This is a genomic window from Lederbergia citrea (assembly GCF_018343525.1).
Lineage (GTDB): Bacteria > Bacillota > Bacilli > Bacillales > Bacillaceae_C > Lederbergia > Lederbergia citrea.
In genome coordinates, this window is sequence record NZ_JAGYPH010000001.1 from 1115064 (window position 1) to 1138150 (window position 23087).

Below are 23087 nucleotides of genomic sequence, written 5' to 3' on the forward strand. Positions count from 1 at the left end.
TGTCAACACGCCTTATCTACTGCTGGTTTAAGAGTTGTTTCTCACTAACCTCCCACAATCGCTTCGCTGCTTCCTTATTCTGAGCAGGTATAGATGGGGTGGTAATTTCCATATTAGTGTAATAAAGTCCATTATGACCAGTAATCTCATCTGAGTCCGCCAGCCAGACCAAAGTTTCTGCACCTTTTTCGGGACTATGGGAGAACATCTTCATCGCAGCCATAGTCAAGCGGACTAACAATCCTTTATTGTTACTGTTAAAGTTTGTGGATACCAATCCAGGGTCGAAGCAGTGAGCTGTGACCCCAGTACCATCCAGCCGTTTAGCCAACTCTGCAGTAAATAAGATATTTGCTAATTTGGATTCTCCGTAGCGAAATGTAGGGCCACCCATGGCCTTTCCTGGGAAGCTATAATGGTTCTCCGCATTGAGATCCTCAAAATTGATTCCCTTCTTAGCCAATTTGTGGCCGTGAGATGCCGTTGTAATCACACGGCCACAAACGTTTTCCTTCATTCGGTCAAGAAGTAACGCCGTAAGCAGAAAAGGCGCTAAATGGTTGACTGCCCAGGTCATCTCCAAACCGTCAACAGTCAGTTGCCGTTTTTGAAACATGGCTCCAGCATTGTTAATTAGTACATCCACTTTCGGGCATCTGGCCAGAATGTCTGCAGCCACCTGACGTATGGACTTCTGTGAGGCTAAATCGGCCAGGAAAATGTCAACTGTAGTTTTTCCCATGGTTAATGCCCTGATTTGATCCGCTACTTGTTTCGCTTTAGCATGATTTCGTGCGACAATTCCCAAGTTTGCACCTCGAATCGCGAGCTGTTTGGCCGCGGCAAGCCCGATGCCGCTTGTGGCCCCGGTAATCACGACATACTTTCCTTGCACTGTCCACTTTGGATTATTTATGTTCTTCACTTTAAGATCATCTCCATTTTCATTATGAATGAATGAACCATTCATTCATAATGATATAAAAAAACCATCTTATCTGTCAACAAGAAATTTGAATTTAGAGGCATCTTAATCTCGGGATATTCACGGTCTTTCAGGTAGGTAGATAGACCAGATAGACCAAAGTATAGGTCTATCTGGTTTTTACTTTTGCACAATTTGTTTTTTCCTTATCAAAAAGCGGGACTATTAAAGGAATTTCAATTCACAGGATAAGTTTTTATTTGTCGGTCTTAGAAATAGGAACAAGTCCTCTGCCAATTAGATTAGCAGATACAGGCTTTTTCCCTATCTCCCGCGCCCATACAGATAATTGCCCGATATGGTGAATTTCATGGGCGATTACATGTCTCATTACCTCACCCCAGGTGTCGATTACAATACGTCCATCAGGCATTGTCTCCTCTATTACATTCAACTCCATATCATCATCCCAATTACGGACAAATTCCTCAACTTCTTCATGAAATTTATCGTCTAGAGCCCGAACTTGGTTTAAGCTCTTGTATCCGTCAAAACTCTCCTCGAAATCCGGTTTTCCTTGAAGAATACGAATCCAGCTCCACTCAACATCAATAATGTGAAAAAGCGTATGCAAAATCCCTCCTACGCCACCAGTTCTGACGAGAAGTAGCTCGTCCTCATTAATTTCCTCACACCATCGATACCAATCTTCTCTTACCTTCCAATTATAGAGAAACATTGTTTGCAAACTGATCCCTCCATTTTATTCTACTAGTACACTAACATTTTAAAAAAATTGTCTATTTACCTGATCCGGCTACCTTCTTTCCTTAAGAAGCCTTGAAATTCCTTCAGCAATCTTTTTCACACCAATATTGATTGACTCGACTTCCACCTGTGAAACACTTAATCTAATGATATTTTCTTTTTTATAATCTGGCAAATACATATGATTCGTACGGTCGACGTATACATCCTCCAGCTTCAATCGTTCAATAAGTTTTGTAGCTTTTAACTGTTTCGGTAATTCAATAGTGGAATAGAATCCAGATAATGAACACGAATAGGAAGAAGGCCGCAAATATGTTTTGAAAGCTTCCTGTAAAACCATTCCCTTATTAGTGTACATAGTCCTCATTTTTTGAATATGTGCGTGAAACATTCCACTTTTCAAATAAATTTCAAGTGCACCTTGTGTAAGCACTGGCGTATGTAAATCTGCCGCATACTTAGCCTGTAAAAATGACTTTATCATTGGTTCAGGGATTACTGCTAGACCCAGTCTTAATCCTGGCAGCATGACTTTGGAAAAGCTTTTCGTATAAATGACTCTTCCTGAAGGGTTGTAGGCATACATCGGATCCTGCTTTAGATTGGTATCCAAATCACCCATGTAATCATCTTCAATAATATAAACGTCATACTTTTGGGCTAATTCTACAATCTTTTTCTTTTCAACATTTGTGTAGCTATGTCCTGTTGGATTATGGAACCTAGAAACGGTGTAGAAACACTTGATATCGTGATGCTTAAATATATCCTCTAAGTATTGCAAATCGATTCCTCTACTATTTCTTTCAATACCAAAAGCCACCGCTTTTTGGTGTTGAATTGATTCAATGAAGCCACTATGTGTTGGCTGTTCCAAACAAATATTGGTCTTGCCATTTGGAAAAGGAAGAGATGCTAAAAGATGAAGTGCCTGTTGCGAGCCGGTTACCACACATATTCTTTCCGGTGGAGTGAAGACTTGGAGATCTTGCAATTGCTTGGATAATTGAACACGTAATGAATACAAACCTTGAATCTCAGAGTATGAAAACATATCTTCTTTATAAAGATCAATAGCCTGATTAATACAATGCTGATAATCACGAAAAGGCATCGCTTGTTTATCTGGACCAGCAGACAAGAAATCAATCTTTTTATTCGCCTTTGGATTCCCTTTACGTGAAAGATTATTATCCACGATATAATATCCACTCTTTGGCACAGCATATATTAAATGCTTCTTTTCCAATTGATCATACGCCTTTATGACAGTATTTCTACTACAAGAAAGCTCTTGAGATAAGGATCGTATGGAGGGTAATTTACTTCCAGGCTTCAATTTCCCTTCTGCTATTCGTTGATCAATCCCTCTCATAATTTCTTCGTATTTCATCATCATTTCTATTTAGCCTCCTATTCTGTACGGGTACAGTACAAGAAAAACGGGATTTAAAATTTATTAACCTATAATTATACTTTAATAGAAATTGCAAATAAAAATTAGGAGGACGTAACATGAAAAGATTAAAGGTATTAGCTTTGCTGATTGTGTTTGTGGTAATGGGATCAATCTTCAGTATTCAAACAAATGCTAAAACATCGAAAGTAAAAGATCTCCCTGTTCAGGATTTATTTACAGGCTTTGAAGGGACAACGGTCATTAAAAACCTTAAAACAGACAAAGTCTACATCTATAACCAAAATAGGAGCAAAGAGCGATTCACTCCAGAGTCTACTTTTAAAGTCCCAAATGCATTAATTGGCCTTGAAACGAAGGCCGTCACTGATGAATACGAAGTCAAAAGATGGGATGGCATTGTTAGAGAATTTGATGGATGGAATACAGATCATTCGTTAGCTTCAGCAATGAGACAGTCAGCTATTTGGTTTTATCAAAATATGGCCAGGGATATTGGAATTGAGCAAATGCAACTTAATCTTAATAAAATTAATTACGGAAATAACAATATATCTGGCGGAATTGATACATTTTGGTTAAACAGTAGCTTGAAAATATCAGCTCAAGAACAAACAGGATTTATTGAAAAGCTTGTGAAAGAAAATCTCTCCTTTAAACAGCAAAACATGAAGACTGTGAAAAGAATCATAATCAATGAGGAATATGACGACTATACAATTCATGGGAAAACAGGTACGAGACTCTCAGATCTAGAACTAGGTTGGTATGTCGGATATGTTGAAACAAAAAAGGATACGTGGGTATTTTCTACAAATATTAACAGTAGCGGATCAAAAGCGAAAGAGATAACACTTAAATGTTTAATGAGGCTAAACATCATCAAAAACCATGAATCTTAAACAGCTAATACCAATCACCAGATAAAACTATCAAGTCTGGAACCATCCATTCTATATTGCATTTCGTAATTTTAATGGATGGTTTCTTTCTACTCTCATTTGTAATACGATTTCAGAAAACTAATTTAACTAACAACTTTCGTCCCTGCAATCCAGTCATAAATAGTTCTCCTTTTTTTATTGGACAGTGGACTTAATAGGTATATTAATACTGTAAACATGGCTACATATAAGATTACCATAATAGTAATCTCAGAAAAGACAGTGGGATGGATTAATCTCCACATACCGAAATGAGCAACCTCCCAAGGGAGAAACTTGATCGCAGTCTGAACAGTTGATCGACCGAGTCCAATCCGTTTACTAGCGCGGTCCAAAACACGGATGGACATCTTCTTCTTTCCCCATGTTCCTTGCCATTTAGAGCTCTCAAACAATATAAAATAGAGCGAAACGGGAAGTGTCAGCAATAAAAAGCCTGTCAGCTCAGCTATAACTGGAGAACCTGAAAACAATGGGGTTAGAAATGATTTAAATACGAAAGAAATGGTACCGGCAACGAAAATACAATAAATAGCGATAACAAGATAATCTAATAAAAAGGCATAAATGCGAGTTTTAAATGGCGTATAATGCATTCTGCCAAGGTTTTCTCCTTTGAGATCTGCTTGCATACAATTTTCCCCCTTTTCGTTTTTAATTTTTTCCAACTTCATTGTAATCACTTAAATTAACATCTTATCGAAAGCCGCCAAACCTCTTCCTCTCCAAAAAATTGCTTTGTAGGAAGAAAGCCTAAACCTTTATACAATTCCTTAGCGACTTGGTTATCTTCAAATACTGTATGACGAATTTCTTTGCATACAATAAATTTATTTTCAATCCAATGAATCATTTCTGATAAGGCTGCTCTTCTATATCCTCTTCCTTGATAATTTTCATCACTGATAAATCCGTTTATCCATTACATATTGGTTGTATGTTTCTCATACGCATGCATGATGAAACCGACCAATAGATCATTGTCATATATGCCAAAGGGAATATAGCCGACATTTTCGCCATCAGGCTTTATATAAACTTTAGCAAGGGATACAGCCACTGTAGGAGCATATTTATGTTGGTATTCTGTAAGCCCCCAATCAAACAACGCATAAAAGGTGCGCTTATTTTTATTTCGGGCTTACTTTATTATATTAGCCTTTTTTCAATGAAATCTATTAAAAATGATTCAATTGTCCAAGCTCTTCCTTCTAAACTGCATACTTTAAAGTATTAAGTTAAGGAGGTGACTATAGTGGTTCAGATAATTGATTACCGAGCAGCACAACCCATTAGTAGGGTGAATCTAAATAGACCAATTACGATTCCTCGTTCACCATTAAGGCTTTCATTGGCAAATATTCGAATAAGGATTCCCAGTGGCGCAACTAGAAATCGTGTAGAATTAATTGCGACAGTAGGAGTGCATGGGGTTACTGGAACATCCCAAATTTTGTTTAGGATCTTCCGCGACGGAAGACAAATCTTCAATACCCAAGTAGGAGTAGAATCCGATCCTACATCAGAAGTAAACTATGTAGAAACCTTCCAAGCAATAGATTTTAATGTTGGACAAGGTACCCATGTTTATCAAGTAACTGCTCAAAATTTGACCAGTGGGACAGAAGCTGCTGTTGTAGGCCCTGTATCCTTTAGTGGCTTAGCAATTGCTCTATCATGATGTAAGCCCGAAATATAAAAACGCGTACCTTTTCAGCATGCACGACAAAAAGCCGTCTTGGACGATTTTTCAAATCGCATAGACGGCTTTATAATGGTTTGCTATATGTTACTTGAATGGTCTTTGAGCAAGGAAGATACTGAACTAAGATTTCTGGATGTTGATAGATATCGAGATTCGGCAAATCTGTAAGCAGCTTCTTTTAATATTCGTAGATATCGATGCCTTTATTTTTTGCTGTCTCTGCGAGACTTAAACAAATCGCATTTGCTCCTGCTCCAGCCTCACTAACGGAATGCATCCAATTTTTTCTTCCAATTACCTTCGGTTGGATGGCATTTTCACCTGGATTATTGCCGATTTCAATCCGGCCATCAGATAAAAATGCACGTAACCCTTCCGCTCGGTTTAATGTATACTCCACTGCTTTCGCTAGAGCACTTTTCCCAAAAAATGAGACGTATCTATCCAACGAAAGAATTCCTCTACAATTGGCTTGGAATATTTCTTACGCATTCGTCGTCGTTTGCTTGGGGATAATTATTTAAACTTTTGTTCCCTTAAAATCTTGCGTGAACGTATCCAACACGGATCTTGAGCGCGATAAGGAACTCTGAAAGAGTGTAACGGGTGGTATCATTCACCACTTTCCGTTCGGTCTCGTTCCTTTTATTATAACGAGTTCAGCTGATGGAAGAAAGGTGAACATAAATTTAAAATGCACCTTTCGGCGACGGTTGAATGGCTTTTGCTTGCTGAATCGATAATCCTTCCAGTAGCCAGCGAAGCTCCTGTTGTGAAAGATCCTTACTTCCTTTTCGTTTTTGGGCCATTGGAGCTTGCCGTTATCTAAACGCTTATAAAGCATGGCGAAGCCATCCCCATCGAAGTATAAACATTTATAACGATCTTTACTCCATCCAGCAAACAAGAAAATCGAAACACTGTACGGATCAAGTTCGAAAGCATCTTGAATCAAAGTAGCTAGCCCATCAATGCCTTTACGCATATCTGTTTTCCCGCAGACGATATAGATATTTTTCACACTTGTATAGTCTTGTCTCATAAATGTCTCAACTCCCTCATACCCATTTGGGTGAGTCGCTCTTCAACGCCATTATGAAAGGAAACTTCAACATTTGCTGTTTTGATCGAGCAAAGACCGAAGTACTTGCGGAAGTAGAGGATAAAGTTTTTTTATTATCCGGAAGTAGGAAGTAATGCAACGGGGACGATTGTTAGAGATTGTTGCGGTATAAAATAGCCAGATTTATATAGTTGGCTTTTTTAACAGTTGATATCACAAATTTTTAGATGGTCACACTAAAATTATAGTTTTACAATTATTCTCCCTCTAGCTTGTCCTTTTAGGAGGGATGGGAGTGTTATTGGTATTTCTTCAAGTGTGATTTCCTTTTGAATTGAATCAAATAGATGGTCTGGTTTTAAGTCGTTTGCCAATCTATTCCATATCGTTTTTCTGATTTCCATTGGACAATGGACGGAATCTATCCCGAGCAAATTAATCCCCCGAAGAATAAATGGAAGTACAGATGTTGGTACCTCTACACCACCAGTTAGTCCGCTAACCGCAACAGAGCCATTGTAATTTAGTTTACTTAAAATTGAAGCAAGGGTAGATCCTCCAACGGGATCGATCGCACCAGCCCACACTTGACTATCAATTAGTCTAATGTTCCCGCTATTTACCTCTTCTCTTGTGATAATATTTTTAGCGCCAATTTTCTTTATAAAATCATCCTCCGAAATTTTTCCGGTGCTGGCAACAACATCGTATCCTTTTCTTGCTAGCATTGAAATCGCTAAACTGCCTACTCCCCCAGTGGCTCCAGTAACAAGAACTTTGCCGCTATTTGGGGTTAATCCATTATCTTCTAAACGCTGTATTGAAAGAGCCGCTGTAAAGCCTGCGGTTCCAAGTACCATTGCTTCTTTTAGATTTAAATTTTCAGGTAATGGAACAAGCCAATCCCCAGGGATACGGGCATATTCACTATATCCGCCATGATGGGAAACCCCGATTTCATAACTTGTTGCAATAACCTCATCCCCCTTTTGGTAACGCGGATCTTGTGAAGAAACCACGACCCCTGCTAAATCAATTCCAGGTATTAGAGGATAGGATGTTACTATTTTCCCATTTGGAATACAAGCCAAGCTATCTTTATAGTTAATGCTGGAGTATGCAACCTTTATTAAAACATCGGCATCAGGCAGTTCGTTAATCGTAATATCATTGACAGTTAACGAAAAATGATTTTCAGTTTTATTCACCATTAATGCTTTGAACTGTGCATCCATCATCTGTTCCCTCACAATTTTTTTATTTTATGGCCACAAAAGTTCACGAAGCCATTTATCCCCATTTATTCGATATTGCAGTCTCGTGTGCTTGCGCTCCTTGTCCCCTTGCCAAAATTCGACCTTCTCCGCTTTTATCCGATATAACATCCAACTAGGATAAACTAGAGTGGGCTCCTTTTTTATTTTTTCCTCCTGCTTAGCCAATTCTTCATCCAGATCTTTGCGACTTGAAAGTGTAGTGCTTTGTTTTCCTATAAATGCTCCTGCGCGCGCAATCTCACTTCTTGATAAAAAATCATTTGCGCTCGATTCAATGCCCATTTCAGCCACGGTTCCACGTATACGGACTTGTCTTCCAATCAAAGACCAGTAAAACGTTAGAGCTACATTTGACTGGATTTTTAATTGCTGTCCTTTTTTGCTCTCAGAACTTGATGCAAAGTACCAGCCAAATTGATCTACATCTTTTAATATCAGTATACGTGCATCAGGATATCCATTCCAATCAATCGTAGAAAGAGTCATAGCGTGAGGCTCATGGACTCCTTTTTCGATGGCACCAATTAGCCAATCAAGAAATAGCTCATGTGGAGTTTCTGGTACATCTTCAGTATTAAATTTGGGAAAATCTCCTTCTAGCACTTTAAGACTTCTAAGAATATTCCTTGTATTCTTTATACAAGCCTCCGATCTTATTACCTCAAAAAAAACCTGGGAGAAGTCAATGACTTCCCTTTGTGGTTAAGTGTAAGACTTAGTATATAAGGAACTGCCTTATCAATATATGGATAAATCCCTCCCATTAAATATCATACGAATTTGGTCTAGTATTATCCTTTTTGTACATTAATGCAGAAAGTATAAATAAAAATCCCCCAAGCATCCAAAACGGCTCCCAAAAAAAGAGTCTCCAACTAAGTGCAAAATTGTTAATCTGCAGGGATAGCAGACCAAAGGACGAAAGAAGAATAGTGATGAAGTTTGCCATACCGTATAAAAATAAAAAAACCCCACCTATAAAAGATAGAAAATATAATATTCGATTTATTATTTTAGACCAATCTCTTAGAAGCAACAATAACACCAAACCGCCACCCAACTTAACAAAACCGGTTATCCAGACAACTGTAATAAATGCTTCCTCTCTTTCCAATGCATGCTGATATATCGAACCACCTAATGATTTTGTCCCTATCATCCCTCCGCTTGCCCAATAAAAACTCATTAACGCAAAAAGAAAGCACCATATGAATCCGGCATAGATGTAAAGCTTTTTGCTTTTAAACAATATTATCGCCACCTAGATTTATGCAGATTTTTCTATAGATTTCGCACCATCATCTTATGCGGACCGATTGGATCGATGTCAAAAACTTCGCCATGGACAGATAAGCCAAGCTTCTCATAAAAACCGCTCGCGCTCGATCGGGCATTACACCACCACAACTCCGCGCCACGATTCTTCATGATTTTTTCCGCTTCTCTGATCAGCTGTTTTCCTGCCTCCATACCACGGTACTCAGTCAAAGTAGCCATGCCCCTTAAACGATATTGGGTTTCTTCTTTGAATTCCTGATTTCCTTCAAGATAATAGGATGCTATTCCTACAAGTTTCCCTTCGTAAAACGCACCTAAGTGGAATGTAGAGACATCTTGATCTCCGGGGTACACACAGTTTTTCAGCATCTGGTTCGGTCTCAGAACTAAGTGCCGAATCGGATATGTTTCCTCCGGCTTGATTACCCTAATTTCTATCTTCTGATTCATACAGCTATCAACACCTTTTAATAGATATTATTTAACTAAAACCAGTACGCCTAATATTTATTGTATTCGAATTTACCATCATTTTACAAAAATAGGAGACAAATTTTCGATTTCACTATGCGATTAGAGATAAATCAATGACCATAATGGCTATTTATAAAGTTCAATCGATGCTTAAGGGGGTAAATAATGATCTACAGTAGAACAGAAATACAACTAGCTGATTTATAAACAAAAATAGCCAAGGTTATAGATCCTTGGCTATTTTTTAACAATGTTATTTAATGTCCGCGATATTTGGAAAACCCGCATGATCATCTAATGTTTATTTGACCCTAACCTTTTTCCTCATAATTAAGCCTTGTTCGATAATAATGGCGATGACACTACCACAAATTAAGCCATTATTTACTATTACTTGAAGGGCTGGAGGCAAACTTGTTGTTGCTTCCGCAGGAATAAACATTAACCCAATGCCTGCCATAAGGGATATTCCCCCTACTGTGAAAGCTCGTTCTTCGTTATCAACAGTTTTCAACTCTTTCAATGCCAATCCAAACATACTCACAAATATGACAAATGTAACCGCATATCCAATAGGTGCTGGAATCGCTGCTATCACATTCATAAGAATGGGAAACAATGAAACACCAATCACTAAACAACAGCCTATCAAAAAAGGAAGGCGTTTCTTCATGCCAGTTTGTTCTACAAATCCTGAGGCTCCGGAAATGGGGACTGATCCGATAGCGCCGAAATATCCGCTTAATAAATGATTTATACCTGAAGCAAAACTTGCACGCAAATATCGATTCCTATCTTTATCAGGCCTTACCACTGACTCCATCAGCCTAATGGAGACAATGACATTCGTGATTAATAATAACGTCAATAATACCGCAGTAATCATCGTTCCTGTGTCAAACGTTGGAAATCCAAAAGGAAAACTTTGCGGGAGTCTAAATATGTATTCAGCTTTCTGAATAGGATGGGCTTGATGAACAACGATGAAGAGAAGCCAGCCAAATATAATACTGATCATAACTGAATACCGTTGTAAAAATGAAACTTTGTGTTTCCCTAACCAAAATGTTAAACAGATTACAACCACACTAAGAATGAATATTATAAGCTTAATTTCGCTGTTCCCAGACGATATCCCAAGCATTCCTTTGATAAAAGAACCACTTAGCTGAAAGATCAATAAAATTAAGTAAACAAAAGTAATCGTCGGTGTAAATAACTTTGCAATCTTATCAATCAACTTAAAAGCTGATAACAAAATAAAAAAAACGCCGCTCACAATCATCCCACCACTAAGTGTCTGCAGAGCCGCAATATTGGAGCTGTATAATACGCCAACCAAACTTGCATAAATGGCAAAAATCCCCCACCATAGGCCTGCCGGGCCCTCATGAATGGGAAGCTTATGACCAATTAGGCCTTGTAAAAAACCCGCCAATCCCAAAATAAAGATTGTTCTTTGAATAAACTCGGCCGTTTCAACCGGTGATAACTGATATAAGTCAGCTATTGCAATAGGTGCCGCAATTGCGCCTGCAATCATGAAAATCATCCATTGCAGTCCAGACAGAAGTAACTTCATAATCTTGCCTACTTTCTCTTTTAGTACGCTGTATGTATTTATTGCTTTTCTATATTAACATACTAAATACACTTAGCCTAAAAAACTTCGACAACTAATCGAAAAAGTTTCCATCGAAGCGCCTCCCTTCTGTATAGCTGAATAATTTCTTATTGCATACATATTGCTGCATTAGGTAATAGTAATATTTGGTGTTAATACACCTACTAACTTCGATGCGGGGGGATATTGAATTGAATATTCGTGAAGGCTTAATCCCAACTGTATTAGGTTCTGCAGTTACAGCTACCGGATACGTTTTAAAACAAAAACGAGGTACTAATAAAATGGTTGCAAACACAGTTTTTGGATTCGGTTTAGCCCACGTTGTTTTAGGTGCAATTGACCTTGTAGAACACCGTCGTTAGTATCTAGGGGAGCACCTCTTGTGCTCTCCTTTTCTATTTCAGCTTTTGTTCGAAATGTGTATTAACCTTCTGCGTTTTCCCAATCCAAATTGACCTGTAAACAGTAAGTGATTCGCCTTCAAAACCTGTTTTTAAAGTATAGTTTTTACTTGCCCACCATTCTTCCTGCTCACAGTTATAAACGATTTCTAATAGGTTAGTGAAATTTGTTGGTCAAAAAATGGTCAATTTTTTGACCAACAACCCTCTTATTAACTAAAATTTAAAACCGCTGGAACATAATAGCCCCAACGGTTTTAACCATTAATACATTGTCATGTATTGCTCCCTCTCCCAAGGATGAACTTGAGTTCGGAACATGTTTTATAGGGTGAAAAACGTTTCATATCTTATCAAACTGTTGTTATTAAGCCGGTTTTTCAAATAACTTTTTCAATTCATTTTATAGTTTTTCAAATGTTTGTGGGTGTTTTGTGGGTGTACTGTGGGTGTTTTTATGGTGTTTGCTACAGGTTAACAAAGCCATTTAACATGGAATAATCTAGGTGGGTGTTTTTCCCCACTATTTATTGATTGTACAGAAATGTTTGGTTTCTACAGCCTAGTAATAAAACTTCCGTAACCTTCATTACTTTTGACTAATCAAATTCGAGCTAATCTCGGTCATAAGAATTCGTTCACTTCTGTCGGGTTTTTTACCAGCGGGTGCACCCTTGATTTACCCACTTATCACCAATGCATTTACCAATGGATATCGTCAGGAATTGGGAATTTAAAAACGTTAAAGATATTGAAACCCAAAAAAGCGTAATCCCTTCTTATTATTAGCGAGGAATTAGGTTTATGATCTCCCGCAAACGCCATCCGTTTGCAGAAGATCACGATAGTGATTAATGATTATTCTTGTCATACTAAGTTACCCGGTAGTTGAACAATTACGGCTGGCTACGTCCCAATCGGGATTCAAGTGAGGTTCAAGCATCCCCTTTGAAATATGCTCCTCAATCCAAAAAGGTGCTTTGCTTCGCTGCCAAAGCGCGGATTTCAGTAATAAGTGAAACAATTTATCAATCAGTGTTCATTCCGCATCTCATAGACTTTTTGCAGGGTATGTATGTGCAGCATTCTTTCATCATCTGTTTTTTGGAGTTTATTTCCCGACCCTGCGTTCATATGCCACTCCACAAGTCTGTACCCGAACATTAGTAGAATCATCTCATAAACGCAGTTATCCGTTATGTGCGAAATATCCACATATTCCGAAAAGCCCTTGTAATATGCCGGGATACATCTACGATAGTATTCAACCCACTGGAATTCAGAAGCACGGCAACCTGGTTTTTGTTCTCGGACAGGTCATTATACTATATAAAGGTTTTTCCTATGTTATAATATTCTACCTTCCATTTCGAACTTAATTAATGAGTGTTTTCAATGCTTTTTTTATTGTATCAAAAACATTGATATATCAACGTTTATCCGTTTTTGCTTATCATTTCTTTCCATTCCTTTTCAATCTAATCAGGCACGAATCCGGCACGAATTATTTTATCGATTTCTTCTAAACCCTTTACTTAAGCGCTAAAGCAACTATTTATTATCTTTTCAATTGAATCAATTTCATAATTACTTTTTTGAAAAACCAAAGATTAACGGAATTCTCAAAATCCTTTTTAAAATTTATTAGTGACTATTATTACCAAGTGGCACCCGCAGTCTAAATACACTTCGCTTTCCGCGGGTGAGTGGCAAGCCTCCTGGCTTACGCCCTGCGGGGTCTTGCCTATTAACCAGTTACAATAAAGATGTTTAATTATGTCCTACATTTTGGGGAGGTACTCCTTTTTTTACGTCTCAAAAGCCTTGGGACTCTAAGGTGTTAAATTATGAAATTGATTCAATTAGTAACTTAAATGTGTAATGATTAAAATTGTTTTTTTGAAGCAAAAAACGCTTACCTTTAAAGCTGTCTTATTAGCCCTCTCAATCACCTTCATAACCATCGGACGCGAGTTACCCGTACTTGCGGCGATGCCTCTCTGACTGATGTTGTCGGATGCAATTCCAAATTCTTTCGATAATGAATCAAACAAAAACCTCCCTCTATAAATATTGATGTATCAACGGTTTGAACCGTTATTAGGGTGTCAAAAAAACATTCGACACGCATCAATTCTAATAATTATTTAATCTGTAAAACTATTACAATGATGGGGTACGCTATGCGGCCACTACTGGATAAAGTTGGTTGTAGCCATACCTTCCATATACGATGCACCATGGATCTTATTGATAACTAAAGAATCGGTCACTTTAAATGAAGTAAACTTCATTGCCACTCAACAGTTCCTTGATCCACCTTTCAATTCCTCAATCTAATAGATATCTTATTTGCCACCCCGCCTTTTTAAGATCTTCCTCATTTCCATCGATGGTTTCGTGCCTCATAGCCAAACAAAGAAGATCAGTAGGTCGAGTAAACCCAACATAAGATATACTTAAAGCTTCTGGCAGCTCTTTACCTTTTGGAGTAATATGTTTTTTCTTTAAATATTGCATTATTCTCATTAGGTCATATTGCTTAAAATATGTCTCTAGATATAGCGTTGCTGTATGTGTTTCTCCCTTTACATTATGAACTGTATCTAGGTTAACTTTTATTTCATCATTGTTATTTGCATCTTGATAGGTAACTGTATTTAACTGATTTGTTACAACTGAATTTTCACTAGGTTCATCTGCTTCTTTGTTGCAAAATTCTTTCAGATCATTACTTATTTGCTTATTCCCCTTAAAAAAGGGTATAAATTTTTCCATAATAAATGTAGATATTTCACCACTGATGGCTTCAGCATTTTGAATCTTTAATACCCATCTTGCTATATGTCTATTTAAATTAACTACCACAACTTTATTTTTTTCCTCTAGCTTCTCTACAAGCTTTCTTTCTGAGTACCATTTACCTTCAATTCTAATATTCTCAATTCTCATTGTATGCAACAAACAATTTATTATTAGTTTGCGGCAACCACTCACATTAAGATCTTCAAACTGTGAAATTGCCTGTAAATATCCTCCTAAAGATTTGTAACTTCTTTTAATTTTCTCATTCCCACTTTTAATATAAGACGGGAAATAGCTTGGAATCGTAATGTACCCTTCATTGTGAACTTTAGCAACCCTGCCAATTGCCTTAAAAATCTTTCGATCATTGTTATGTAGGTTGTTATCAATAATTATTTTTGAGAATGTCGGTAACACTTTGTTAATAGTTGAATCATTAAATACAAGTATTATAGGTGGTATATTGTTTATATTCTGGTTTCCTTCTATATTTTGTGGTTTAATACATACTTTATCGACGCATTCTGCAATCGATGTTGAAAATCGTTTACTTTTAGCCAAAGAAAGAGCATTCTTTGGCCTCCAGCTTAATTCACCACTTGAGTTTTCGAATATTGCTTGATTCTCATCTCCAATACATTGAATACTCACTTGTTCTTTATCGAAGACACGGTTTAATAATTCCATCTGGACACTGGAGGTATCTTGCATTTCGTCCATAAATAAATACCTAAATCTAGCAGAAATTAAATTCCGTATTTCATGGAATTCTTTTAATATTTTAAAAGCCAATACATATGCATCATGATATGAAAGGATCCCTTTATTAAATAGATCATTCTTAAGCCCTTTTAAATAGTTAAAAGTATCTGAAGTCTCATTATATACATCACTTAATTTCTTATTTCCTATATAAATAAATTCATCGTCTTCTAAACCAAAATTCAACTTATTACACAGATCATCAGTTTTATATTTTCGGTTAATATTCGTTCGGTATTTCCATGGAATTTTTAAAAAGGCTCTATTAAAGCTTTCACTATATGTCTCTTGATCAATACTATAAACATTGTCGTTGTAAAAATGTTTATAAGATGGGATTGCTAAGTACTTATTAACGAATACCTGTATAGTTGATACGTGATTGGGATATTGGAAAAGCTTACTCTCCTCTTGATTACTACTTCTTTCTTTAATTTCATTTACTCCAACATTCGTATGCGTTAACACACATATCCCTTGATTATTTTTTAACGGAAGTTTCTTTTCAAGAATTAATAGCTTTGCAATCAGGGTCGTCGTTTTTCCACTTCCAGGACATGCTTTTATATCAACCGTTTTTAAATTTTTAATAACCTTCCTATGATCATCATCAAATTTACTTCCATAAGGCAGCAATATCTTTTCGATTGAATCTATATCTTCATTTGTAATTTCAATCATTTTTATGACCTCCTTGGGAAGTCGCATAATTGATAGCTTCAACTAAATACTTTAATTTCTTATCCCTTAAGATTATCTCTTTTAATTCTTCCTTGTCTTTATACTCTTCAATTAAAGTGGCAAAGCACTGACCTATAATTGCCTTCGATATTTTATTGCTTTCTTTGGTTACTATATTTTTATAAATATCATAAGCTATTTGAAAATCAGTATAGTTCCTTTCCTTCCAAGAAGCATTTAAGATTTTTATTTCAGTTTCAACTACTTCATTTTTCTTATCGGTTAGTCCATGCTTATCACTATTTTGGATTTTCTTCGCTTGCAAAATTGCCTTCAATAGCAGTGGCCGAAGTTCACTTAAAGCAATATCATGTTCTAGCGTCCAATAAGGTGAAACATAGGTTTGGACAACTTGTCCATCTAATCTTTCAACAATACTAGCTTTTTTCTCCTGTCGTTTCTCATTGTAAGCTTCGCTTAATCCTTCATTACTTATATATTCATCAGTATCTATATCCAAATCTGTCACGCAAGCTACAGGAATATTAAATAAACCATTTTCACTATTCTTCCGTCTAAAAATCCTCGAATATCTTAAAAATGCCGTACTCCCCACATTTAGTACCGTTACACCGTATTGTGAAAATGGTTTCCCAATAACTTTACTTAAGGACGGTAAAATTAAATTTTCTGCATCACCTTCTACCATAATTATTCCCTGTGCAAAAAACATGTCCGCCTTCGTAGCATCTAGAAACCGTTCTAAAAATAAGTAATCCCCTTTTAGTAACTCGGTCTCGTCGGACCTCATTGAAAAAATATTGTTATTGTTACATATGAACAAATTTTCCAATTTTATTTTTGAAGATAAAGCAGTGCTATGACTACTTAATATAAGTTGGATTTTTGAGTTCTCAGCTTCTTCCTGTAAATACTCGATGAGTCTAATTTGAGCTTGGGTATGCAAATGAGCCTCAATCTCTTCAATTAAGGCTAACTTTAGACCATCAAATTCTTCCCTTTTCAACAATAAAAGTTCAGCTGCAATAAATAAGATGTTATGTGAACCTAGCCCTGGTTTTGAGCTTTCAAATTCCAATGTAAGCCGTTCAAGTATGTTTCTTAATTTTAAGTCTGAGACTCGAAAACTTGATTCTAAAACGTTATTTTTGTTCGAAAACTTATTAAGATATGTATTAATTTCTTCTAAAAGATTTTTCCCAAGCTGGTCTGGTAAATCTTCATTATTTAAATCTTTTCCCTTAAAATAAGAATCAATTTTTTTATTCGCTTCTTTAAAGGTTTCAAGTAAAAAATGACTATCCTCATTTTCAAATGCAGAATGACTGTTTAGAATATTTGAAAGCCTTGAATTTTTTCTAGGCGCTAATTCAGTATTAGCATCTCTTAAAGGCTTTAGATAAGTAGCCCTTATTCTATTTCTTGCTTCGCTGTTTAATAACTTCCCCCCATCCCCAATACCAGCCTTTACGTCATAAAACACTTTTTTACCATCTCTTTTAGCAAAATAAGTAATATGAAGTACGTACACTGTCTGTCCGTTTGCTTTTTCAAACGATAACCATTCTAATAGATGTTTTGCTTCATCTAATGAGATATCCCGTAAGATACAAGAAATTTCTAGAGTTTTAGCCCTTTCTTTTTCAGGAGAATTTTTATTTGGAATATGAAAATCATCAGTCTCAATCTTACTAAAATCATTACTTTGGGTGCCTAGGACTAGTTTAATTGCGTCAATTATCGTCGTCTTCCCAGAATCATTTTCTCCTACAAACAAATTAAATCCTTTATTTAGGGTTAAATAAAGCCCTGGTTCTCCGAATTTACGGAAATTTTTTATACACACTTCTGAAAGGTACATTTTTTATACTCCTTTTGTTTTCTTTTCAAGTAATATTTATTAAGACTAGTACTTACTTCATTGCTTTTTCTTAAGATCCTGCCTTTCATTGTCCAATGCACCAAATACACCAAATTTCGAATCATCAATTATTTCACGACTATTAATCTTATCTTTTATGATATTCTCAATTTGTGCTGTAGTTAGTCTCTCCATAAAATCCACACCTTTATGTTTATAACGGGGTTTATATTTTTATTTTTCATGCGTTTATAACATCACTAAGCTAGGGTGCCATTCTCTTTTAAAGAAATGCACTCTAGAGTTGATCACTTTTTAATTTTACAAATATAAAACGGATATTCAGGAAAATCATCGTAAATATCCTTTGTTTCTAAGTGACGATCCGTTTTTCTTATGTAATCCTCTATCATCTCAAAAGGGGAGTATTTTAAGTTTGCCATAAACATAAGGTACCCACCCTGTTTTAATAAGCTAAAACAGGCATCTAGACATTTTTGGAATTCACCTATTTCATTAATAGCTGAGCCAATAAGTGTAACAATATCAAACTTTTCTTCAGGTAGATCAGTATCGAAAATGCTTTTACAAATAGCTTTAGAAGGATTTGGGTGTTCTTCCCTAACTTGTCTATATGCAAATATTTCACATATTTCATTGTCGATTTCAATGCTTGTTAATTTCCCCTTATCTCTTAACCAATAACCCAGGTAATCATCCCAGTCACCTGTACCAACTCCCACATTACAAACTTCCATTCCTTCTGTAACCACAAAGGATTTTCTCATATAATCTCTCGTTATTAATTCCGTGTGTATACATTGAGGAGAGGTATTCCATACACCAGCTTCGGGACTTTTAAGTTCAAGATAAAATTGAAATAATTTTTCATCCATATTATTATTCATTGGTTGTTTCTCCCTCTGTTTTCATTTCTCTTCCCAAGCTAAACAGATTCTTTCTGGAATAACATAAGCTTTGTAGCTTATTTATGAATAGAACCAGTTAGTTCAATGCCGGTTCTTTGATTTGTTTAATAACATAGTGCCTTAAATCATCCAGATCAGAGGCTGCAAAGCCCTTGATCTTAGCATTACTGTTTAAACATCTACAGCATTTTCAACGATGTAACGGTATTGTGAGGGGACTAATCCAATTGCCCATTCACCTGCCTGTGCTTTTGAATATATTGCTTTGTTTTCTTTGTAAGACCAAATCCTAAGAAGTGTAAGAATCCCCGGAATGAGAGGCTCACCATCTAATTTGCTGAAATAATCTACTCCCCAAAAAATTGAGTCCCAGAAATCTTTTTCGGGTACTGAAGGAAATATCTCACTTATGGCTCTACCGTATATACAAATACCGCTTTGGTTAATTAAAGTTACGTGACATGCTATATCTCCGTCCGTATATACCTCATTAAATTCCCAGAATGTCAAGTCATTTTCCCTAGCTATAACCTCAAATTTTGGCCACCAGTACTCACTAAAGTGAAACTCCTAAGGGGTTGGATGTCTCCATGGACTAAGGTCTGAAAAACACAAAATACTTAATTCGATAGGTGATGGCTTTTTATGCAATTCCAACAATCCATTCATTAAATGTAACCGTTGAGGAGCATTTAGTGTTTTTTTCGTAATTACAATTATATCTAAATCACTATGGGAAGGTTGAAAGCTACCTAAACACATAGAGCCATGAAGATAAATTCCAATTAATTCTTCGCTCAAGCAAGGAGTGATGTAAAAAATCCCTTATGTTTACAATCTGCATTTTTATTTCTATGGGACAATTATTCCAGTCGTATCCACTCAATAGAAATCAGCACCTTATCTATTTCAAATATTAATTGCTTAAATATACCCATAAAGTTCTTTGTCAACATCCCATATTACTGTATTTAAAAAGGAACTAATATTTATTTCAATCCCTACTCGTGAATACCCCAATAATAATCTTGATTTCTAATTACTTGGACTTTATAGTGACCAGAGGATTCATTCCTTAATTCCAACGGCTCATAGAACTTTGGCAATAAGAGAGCGTATTCCTTTTCTTTTTGAACCACTTCGTAATTGAATTTACTTTCCAATGGAGACATGAACCAAAAAAGATTTTTTGCCATATATCCAATATAAAATTCGCTTGAAACTTCCTCATTGCCGTTTATTCTAACCTCAAGATTATTTGCTAGATAATGTCGAAACTCATCAATACTTAATAAATCACCGTGACTGTTTTTAACATATATACCCCAAGAGGCATCTAAATACAGCCATTTCCTTAACGTTTCAGAGTAGACTATGGTTACAACGTGGCTGTCCATATCATAAGCATCGTAAGGGCGACAATGAACACGCCGGGAACGAAAGCCCATACTAAGAAAAACTTCATTTAGGACGGTTGCAATGGCATAGCAATTAACATTAATTGTTTCACTATCAATTAAGTTTAATATATGTAATGCATTACAAGGAAGTGGTGGCATTACATTTCCATGCTGCAGCTTCTCGCTTACCCAATACATAAGATTTAGTATTTGTGATAGTTCATTACCGTTACCAGCGATTTTTTCTAGATCATATTTCTCCCTTAAGATTTTTAATTCTTCACTATTATGTATATGATACTTAAAATCCACTTTACCGCCACTTGAATTTGAATCGAAATCGGCTAAGTTTAAAAGTTTAATATAATAATCTTTAAATTCCGGAATATACCCAAACATATTACCACCCCTAAATAGAATCTACCATAATCACAATTGTATAAATTATTATTAAGCTGTTAAAAAAATATTTTCATCCTGCATCCTATACGTTTTCTGACGAAACCCTCTAAGTAATGAGGTCGTCAGGAAATTCCGCTGATTTACAACGTTAAGCAAATTAGACCATTGAAAAAACGGTTCCTTTACAACGTTTAGGAACCGTTTTTTCAATTTTTCTTGTTAAGCTTATTATAATGAAAAAAGCCTGTTTTGTGCTACCATTTATGGTTATTAAAGTTAACCCAAAATCTCAATATCTTTCAAATTCAACTTACTAAAATCAACCTTAATTGCCCCCATTTCATATATGATATTTGACCTATTGTTAAATCCACCATGGTCATCATTGCCTATGGTTATTAACATATTATTTTTTTGACAAAAGTCTATAAGAACATTTGTTGTTTCTTCTGTATGAGTTGTGTAATAACATTCAAAGCCATCTGCGCCCATGTTTTTAAGTTTTTTTAAACGAGGTTCTATTTCAAAAAGATTATTCCTCATCGTTTCTCCGATATGGGCAATAACTGCTTTACCATTTGCATTATGTATTACATTTATTACATATTCTATTGATGGAAATGAATTTTTTGGTTTAATATTATAATCACTGATGAGCTTAAAATAACTAGGAACATCAATAACTAAGTTTTTGCTCTTTAGGTAGTCAATACCTTTCCAACCACCGTTTTTTAGACTTCGATTGTAAGAATTAAAATCTTCTATATTTATTTCCTTGTAGTCAACACTTATCTTTTTTATTAATTCTAAATCAATATCAGCATAAACCGTCTCGCATTGTTTGCAAATATCAATTATCTCTTTATTTTCAAAATTGAAGCCATAAGCGAGGACATGAAATTCTTTATCTTCAAAAGAGGTAGAGATTTCTGCTCCTCGAATTAATTTAATTTGGTTCGCTTTACACAAAGGTATAAGCTCGTTATAAGCTGCCGTTGTGTTATGGTCGCTTACACATAATAAGTCAATGCCGAGCTCTCTTGCCTTCTTAACAATGTCCTCAGGAGAACGTGTACTATCGGAATAGTGTGAATGAATGTGTAAATCTGCATACATTATAATTTCACCTTAACTTGTAATTAAATGTCTAATTCCTTTTTTCTTATATATTGATTAGTTGTATGATATCGTGACGGTCATGGACTTTTCTTCGTTCTTGTTAGTTATCGCTTGAGAAGCAAGATATCGTTTTTCGGTATTTTCTAATTTAAAAACTCCAACTAACTCTATTTCTGCTTTTGTTATTTCATTGAAGTCAGGCTAGCCCCCTCTGTTAGCTCAACAAGAGTTACAAATTCAATTTAATTTTCTACATTATTTTGGAAGTAATTTCCCCAATGTGGCTGTGATCCGTCAATATCTTTAAACCCATAAATCTCGGAAAGTTTCCACGTACTAAAAATCTCACCAGTTTTATCTGCAAGGGTAGGGTCCAAGGCGAGACATTTTATTGCTTCCCCAATGTAATAAGGTGATTCAGAAGCAATAAAATGCGGATCGACTTGAGCTCCTTCTTTCCAATTTTCTTCCGTAACACCAAAGTGCTCAAGCATTGCCTCTGATCTTAAAAACCCTGGGGTAACTGCAATTGAAATTATATTGTAGTCTTTTAGATCCTGTGCCATTGCTTGAGCCATATGTATATTAGATATTTTTGCTAGACTATAATAGAAGTTACCTCGAGGTTTGTAATCAATACCATCTGTAATTTCAATGATAAGACCACCTTTATTTTCTTTAAATAAAGGAATACTATAATGAGCTGTAATAATATGTGATTGAACAGCCTGTTTTTGCATTTGAAGACCTTTATCCAAGTCATGTTCTCCAATTGGTTTTCCCCATTCAGTAAGGGGATCCCCACCCCAAATATCATTGACAAGTATGTCTAATCGCCCTTGTTCTTTTTTGATTTGTTTAAATAAACTTACAACCTCTGATTCAACAGTATGATCTACTTTTATAGGAATCCCAACTCCACCTGCTTTAGTTACTAAATCCGCTGTTTCTTCAATTGTTTCTTTACGTCTCATAGGTGACTGATTACTAATAGTGGTTCTTCCAGTCACATAAACAACGGCTCCCGCTTCACCTAATTTAACAGCAATACCACGACCAGCCCCACGAGTTCCACCAGCAACAACTGCAATTTTTCCCTTTAACGAATTCAAATTTACCACATACCTTTCAATAAGTGTCATCCATTAAATGTTTCGATGAGGAACGTATATTCGTTTTATATCATGATTAAATTAAAGAGGGGATTTTTTCACTAAATTCTTAC

The 23087-nt window shown here is 35.9% G+C and carries 22 protein-coding genes and 2 pseudogenes; 3 read left to right on the forward strand and 21 right to left on the reverse strand.

The features are described from left to right. Positions 1-16 precede the first annotated feature (16 nt). The 3 genes from KHA88_RS05805 to KHA88_RS05815 form a co-directional block, all read right to left on the reverse strand. Positions 17-970 (reverse strand): SDR family oxidoreductase, encoded by a 954-nt coding sequence (locus KHA88_RS05805; protein WP_213121542.1) that lies wholly within the window; start codon positions 968-970, stop codon positions 17-19. Positions 971-1181: 211 nt separating this feature from the next. Then, on the reverse strand, positions 1182-1673 hold the full coding sequence (locus KHA88_RS05810; protein WP_213107159.1) for a DinB family protein: 492 nt from the start codon (positions 1671-1673) through the stop codon (positions 1182-1184). A gap of 69 nt (positions 1674-1742) precedes the next feature. After that, complete coding sequence (locus KHA88_RS05815) at positions 1743-3095, reverse strand: aminotransferase-like domain-containing protein (RefSeq protein ID WP_213121543.1); 1353 nt, start codon at positions 3093-3095, stop codon at positions 1743-1745. Positions 3096-3211: 116 nt separating this feature from the next. Here KHA88_RS05815 and blaOXA point away from each other — a divergent pair, with 116 nt between their 5' ends. Beyond that, complete coding sequence (blaOXA, locus tag KHA88_RS05820) at positions 3212-4015, forward strand: class D beta-lactamase (protein ID WP_213121544.1); 804 nt, start codon at positions 3212-3214, stop codon at positions 4013-4015. A gap of 125 nt (positions 4016-4140) precedes the next feature. On the opposite strand, the gene KHA88_RS05825 is transcribed toward blaOXA, so the two are convergent. Next, positions 4141-4689, reverse strand: coding sequence for an RDD family protein (locus tag KHA88_RS05825; RefSeq protein WP_249312916.1), 549 nt, complete (start codon positions 4687-4689; stop codon positions 4141-4143). Between the two features lie 56 nt (positions 4690-4745). After that, positions 4746-5165, reverse strand: a pseudogene (locus KHA88_RS05830) (GNAT family N-acetyltransferase). A gap of 147 nt (positions 5166-5312) precedes the next feature. On the opposite strand from KHA88_RS05830, the gene KHA88_RS05835 reads away from it, so the two are divergent. Continuing rightward, entirely contained in the window at positions 5313-5738 is a 426-nt protein-coding gene (locus KHA88_RS05835) for an exosporium protein C (protein WP_213107162.1), read from the forward strand. An 88-nt stretch (positions 5739-5826) separates the two neighbouring features. Here the strand turns inward: KHA88_RS05835 and KHA88_RS21400 are convergent. The 7 genes and pseudogenes from KHA88_RS21400 to KHA88_RS05870 all read right to left on the reverse strand — a co-directional run. Continuing rightward, positions 5827-6278, reverse strand: a pseudogene (locus tag KHA88_RS21400) (IS66 family transposase); the annotation flags it as partial. A 100-nt stretch (positions 6279-6378) separates the two neighbouring features. Continuing rightward, positions 6379-6804 carry an IS66 family insertion sequence element accessory protein TnpB gene (tnpB, locus tag KHA88_RS05845; protein ID WP_213121545.1) on the reverse strand — a complete coding sequence of 142 codons (426 nt, stop codon included), beginning with the start codon at positions 6802-6804 and terminating at the stop codon, positions 6379-6381. 263 nt (positions 6805-7067) lie between these two features. Continuing rightward, a complete protein-coding gene (locus tag KHA88_RS05850) occupies positions 7068-8060 on the reverse strand; it encodes an NADPH:quinone oxidoreductase family protein (RefSeq protein ID WP_213121546.1) in 993 nt (330 codons plus the stop codon). Between the two features lie 27 nt (positions 8061-8087). Continuing rightward, a complete protein-coding gene (locus KHA88_RS05855; RefSeq protein WP_346729160.1) occupies positions 8088-8705 on the reverse strand; it encodes a pyridoxine/pyridoxamine 5'-phosphate oxidase in 618 nt (205 codons plus the stop codon). A gap of 160 nt (positions 8706-8865) precedes the next feature. Continuing rightward, positions 8866-9351: a DUF3995 domain-containing protein gene (locus KHA88_RS05860; protein ID WP_249312920.1), complete on the reverse strand. Its 486-nt coding sequence runs from the start codon at positions 9349-9351 to the stop codon at positions 8866-8868. Positions 9352-9383: 32 nt separating this feature from the next. Next, a complete protein-coding gene (locus KHA88_RS05865; RefSeq protein ID WP_213107166.1) occupies positions 9384-9830 on the reverse strand; it encodes a GNAT family N-acetyltransferase in 447 nt (148 codons plus the stop codon). A gap of 325 nt (positions 9831-10155) precedes the next feature. Further along, entirely contained in the window at positions 10156-11436 is a 1281-nt protein-coding gene (locus KHA88_RS05870) for a purine/pyrimidine permease (RefSeq protein ID WP_213121547.1), read from the reverse strand. Between the two features lie 233 nt (positions 11437-11669). Between KHA88_RS05870 and KHA88_RS05875 the strand changes: the two genes are divergently transcribed. Next, positions 11670-11843 carry an asparagine synthase gene (locus KHA88_RS05875; RefSeq protein ID WP_213097825.1) on the forward strand — a complete coding sequence of 58 codons (174 nt, stop codon included), beginning with the start codon at positions 11670-11672 and terminating at the stop codon, positions 11841-11843. A 2370-nt stretch (positions 11844-14213) separates the two neighbouring features. Here the strand turns inward: KHA88_RS05875 and KHA88_RS05880 are convergent. The 9 genes from KHA88_RS05880 to KHA88_RS05920 all read right to left on the reverse strand — a co-directional run bounded on the left by KHA88_RS05880 (position 14214) and on the right by KHA88_RS05920 (position 22974). Then, on the reverse strand, positions 14214-16130 hold the full coding sequence (locus KHA88_RS05880; protein ID WP_213121548.1) for a UvrD-helicase domain-containing protein: 1917 nt from the start codon (positions 16128-16130) through the stop codon (positions 14214-14216). After that, positions 16123-18012, reverse strand: a complete 1890-nt coding sequence (locus KHA88_RS05885) for an ATP-dependent nuclease (RefSeq protein WP_213121549.1) — start codon at positions 18010-18012, stop codon at positions 16123-16125. The genes KHA88_RS05880 and KHA88_RS05885 overlap by 8 nt, the downstream gene beginning before the upstream one ends. Positions 18013-18069: 57 nt before the next feature. Continuing rightward, positions 18070-18207 (reverse strand): hypothetical protein, encoded by a 138-nt coding sequence (locus tag KHA88_RS05890; RefSeq protein ID WP_213121550.1) that lies wholly within the window; start codon positions 18205-18207, stop codon positions 18070-18072. A gap of 113 nt (positions 18208-18320) precedes the next feature. Beyond that, the gene (locus KHA88_RS05895) at positions 18321-18920 is read right to left on the reverse strand and encodes a class I SAM-dependent methyltransferase (RefSeq protein ID WP_213121551.1); all 600 of its coding nucleotides are present in this window, start codon (positions 18918-18920) and stop codon (positions 18321-18323) included. A gap of 192 nt (positions 18921-19112) precedes the next feature. After that, positions 19113-19451, reverse strand: coding sequence for an aminoglycoside adenylyltransferase domain-containing protein (locus KHA88_RS05900; RefSeq protein ID WP_213121552.1), 339 nt, complete (start codon positions 19449-19451; stop codon positions 19113-19115). Positions 19452-19511: 60 nt separating this feature from the next. Continuing rightward, on the reverse strand, positions 19512-19742 hold the full coding sequence (locus KHA88_RS21405) for a nucleotidyltransferase domain-containing protein (protein ID WP_213121553.1): 231 nt from the start codon (positions 19740-19742) through the stop codon (positions 19512-19514). Positions 19743-19942: 200 nt separating this feature from the next. Further along, positions 19943-20740 carry a hypothetical protein gene (locus KHA88_RS05910; protein ID WP_213121554.1) on the reverse strand — a complete coding sequence of 266 codons (798 nt, stop codon included), beginning with the start codon at positions 20738-20740 and terminating at the stop codon, positions 19943-19945. 279 nt (positions 20741-21019) lie between these two features. Then, the gene (locus KHA88_RS05915; protein WP_213121555.1) at positions 21020-21859 is read right to left on the reverse strand and encodes a PHP domain-containing protein; all 840 of its coding nucleotides are present in this window, start codon (positions 21857-21859) and stop codon (positions 21020-21022) included. A gap of 245 nt (positions 21860-22104) precedes the next feature. Beyond that, the gene (locus tag KHA88_RS05920) at positions 22105-22974 is read right to left on the reverse strand and encodes an SDR family oxidoreductase (RefSeq protein WP_213121556.1); all 870 of its coding nucleotides are present in this window, start codon (positions 22972-22974) and stop codon (positions 22105-22107) included. Between the last annotated feature and the right edge of the window lie 113 nt (positions 22975-23087).

Bases quoted from the DNA above. Each gene is read 5' to 3' on its own strand.
- KHA88_RS05805 (WP_213121542.1), bottom strand. From the start codon at position 970: ATGAATGGTTCATTCATTCATAATGAAAATGGAGATGATCTTAAAGTG.
- KHA88_RS05815 (WP_213121543.1), bottom strand. From the start codon at position 3,095: ATGATGATGAAATACGAAGAAATTATGAGAGGGATTGATCAACGAATA.
- blaOXA (WP_213121544.1), top strand. From the start codon at position 3,212: ATGAAAAGATTAAAGGTATTAGCTTTGCTGATTGTGTTTGTGGTAATG.
- KHA88_RS05825 (WP_249312916.1), bottom strand. From the start codon at position 4,689: ATGCAAGCAGATCTCAAAGGAGAAAACCTTGGCAGAATGCATTATACG.
- tnpB (WP_213121545.1), bottom strand. From the start codon at position 6,804: ATGAGACAAGACTATACAAGTGTGAAAAATATCTATATCGTCTGCGGG.
- KHA88_RS05850 (WP_213121546.1), bottom strand. From the start codon at position 8,060: ATGGATGCACAGTTCAAAGCATTAATGGTGAATAAAACTGAAAATCAT.
- KHA88_RS05865 (WP_213107166.1), bottom strand. From the start codon at position 9,830: ATGAATCAGAAGATAGAAATTAGGGTAATCAAGCCGGAGGAAACATAT.
- KHA88_RS05870 (WP_213121547.1), bottom strand. From the start codon at position 11,436: ATGAAGTTACTTCTGTCTGGACTGCAATGGATGATTTTCATGATTGCA.
- KHA88_RS05880 (WP_213121548.1), bottom strand. From the start codon at position 16,130: ATGATTGAAATTACAAATGAAGATATAGATTCAATCGAAAAGATATTG.
- KHA88_RS05885 (WP_213121549.1), bottom strand. From the start codon at position 18,012: ATGTACCTTTCAGAAGTGTGTATAAAAAATTTCCGTAAATTCGGAGAA.
- KHA88_RS05890 (WP_213121550.1), bottom strand. From the start codon at position 18,207: ATGGAGAGACTAACTACAGCACAAATTGAGAATATCATAAAAGATAAG.
- KHA88_RS05895 (WP_213121551.1), bottom strand. From the start codon at position 18,920: ATGAATAATAATATGGATGAAAAATTATTTCAATTTTATCTTGAACTT.
- KHA88_RS05910 (WP_213121554.1), bottom strand. From the start codon at position 20,740: ATGTTTGGGTATATTCCGGAATTTAAAGATTATTATATTAAACTTTTA.
- KHA88_RS05915 (WP_213121555.1), bottom strand. From the start codon at position 21,859: ATGTATGCAGATTTACACATTCATTCACACTATTCCGATAGTACACGT.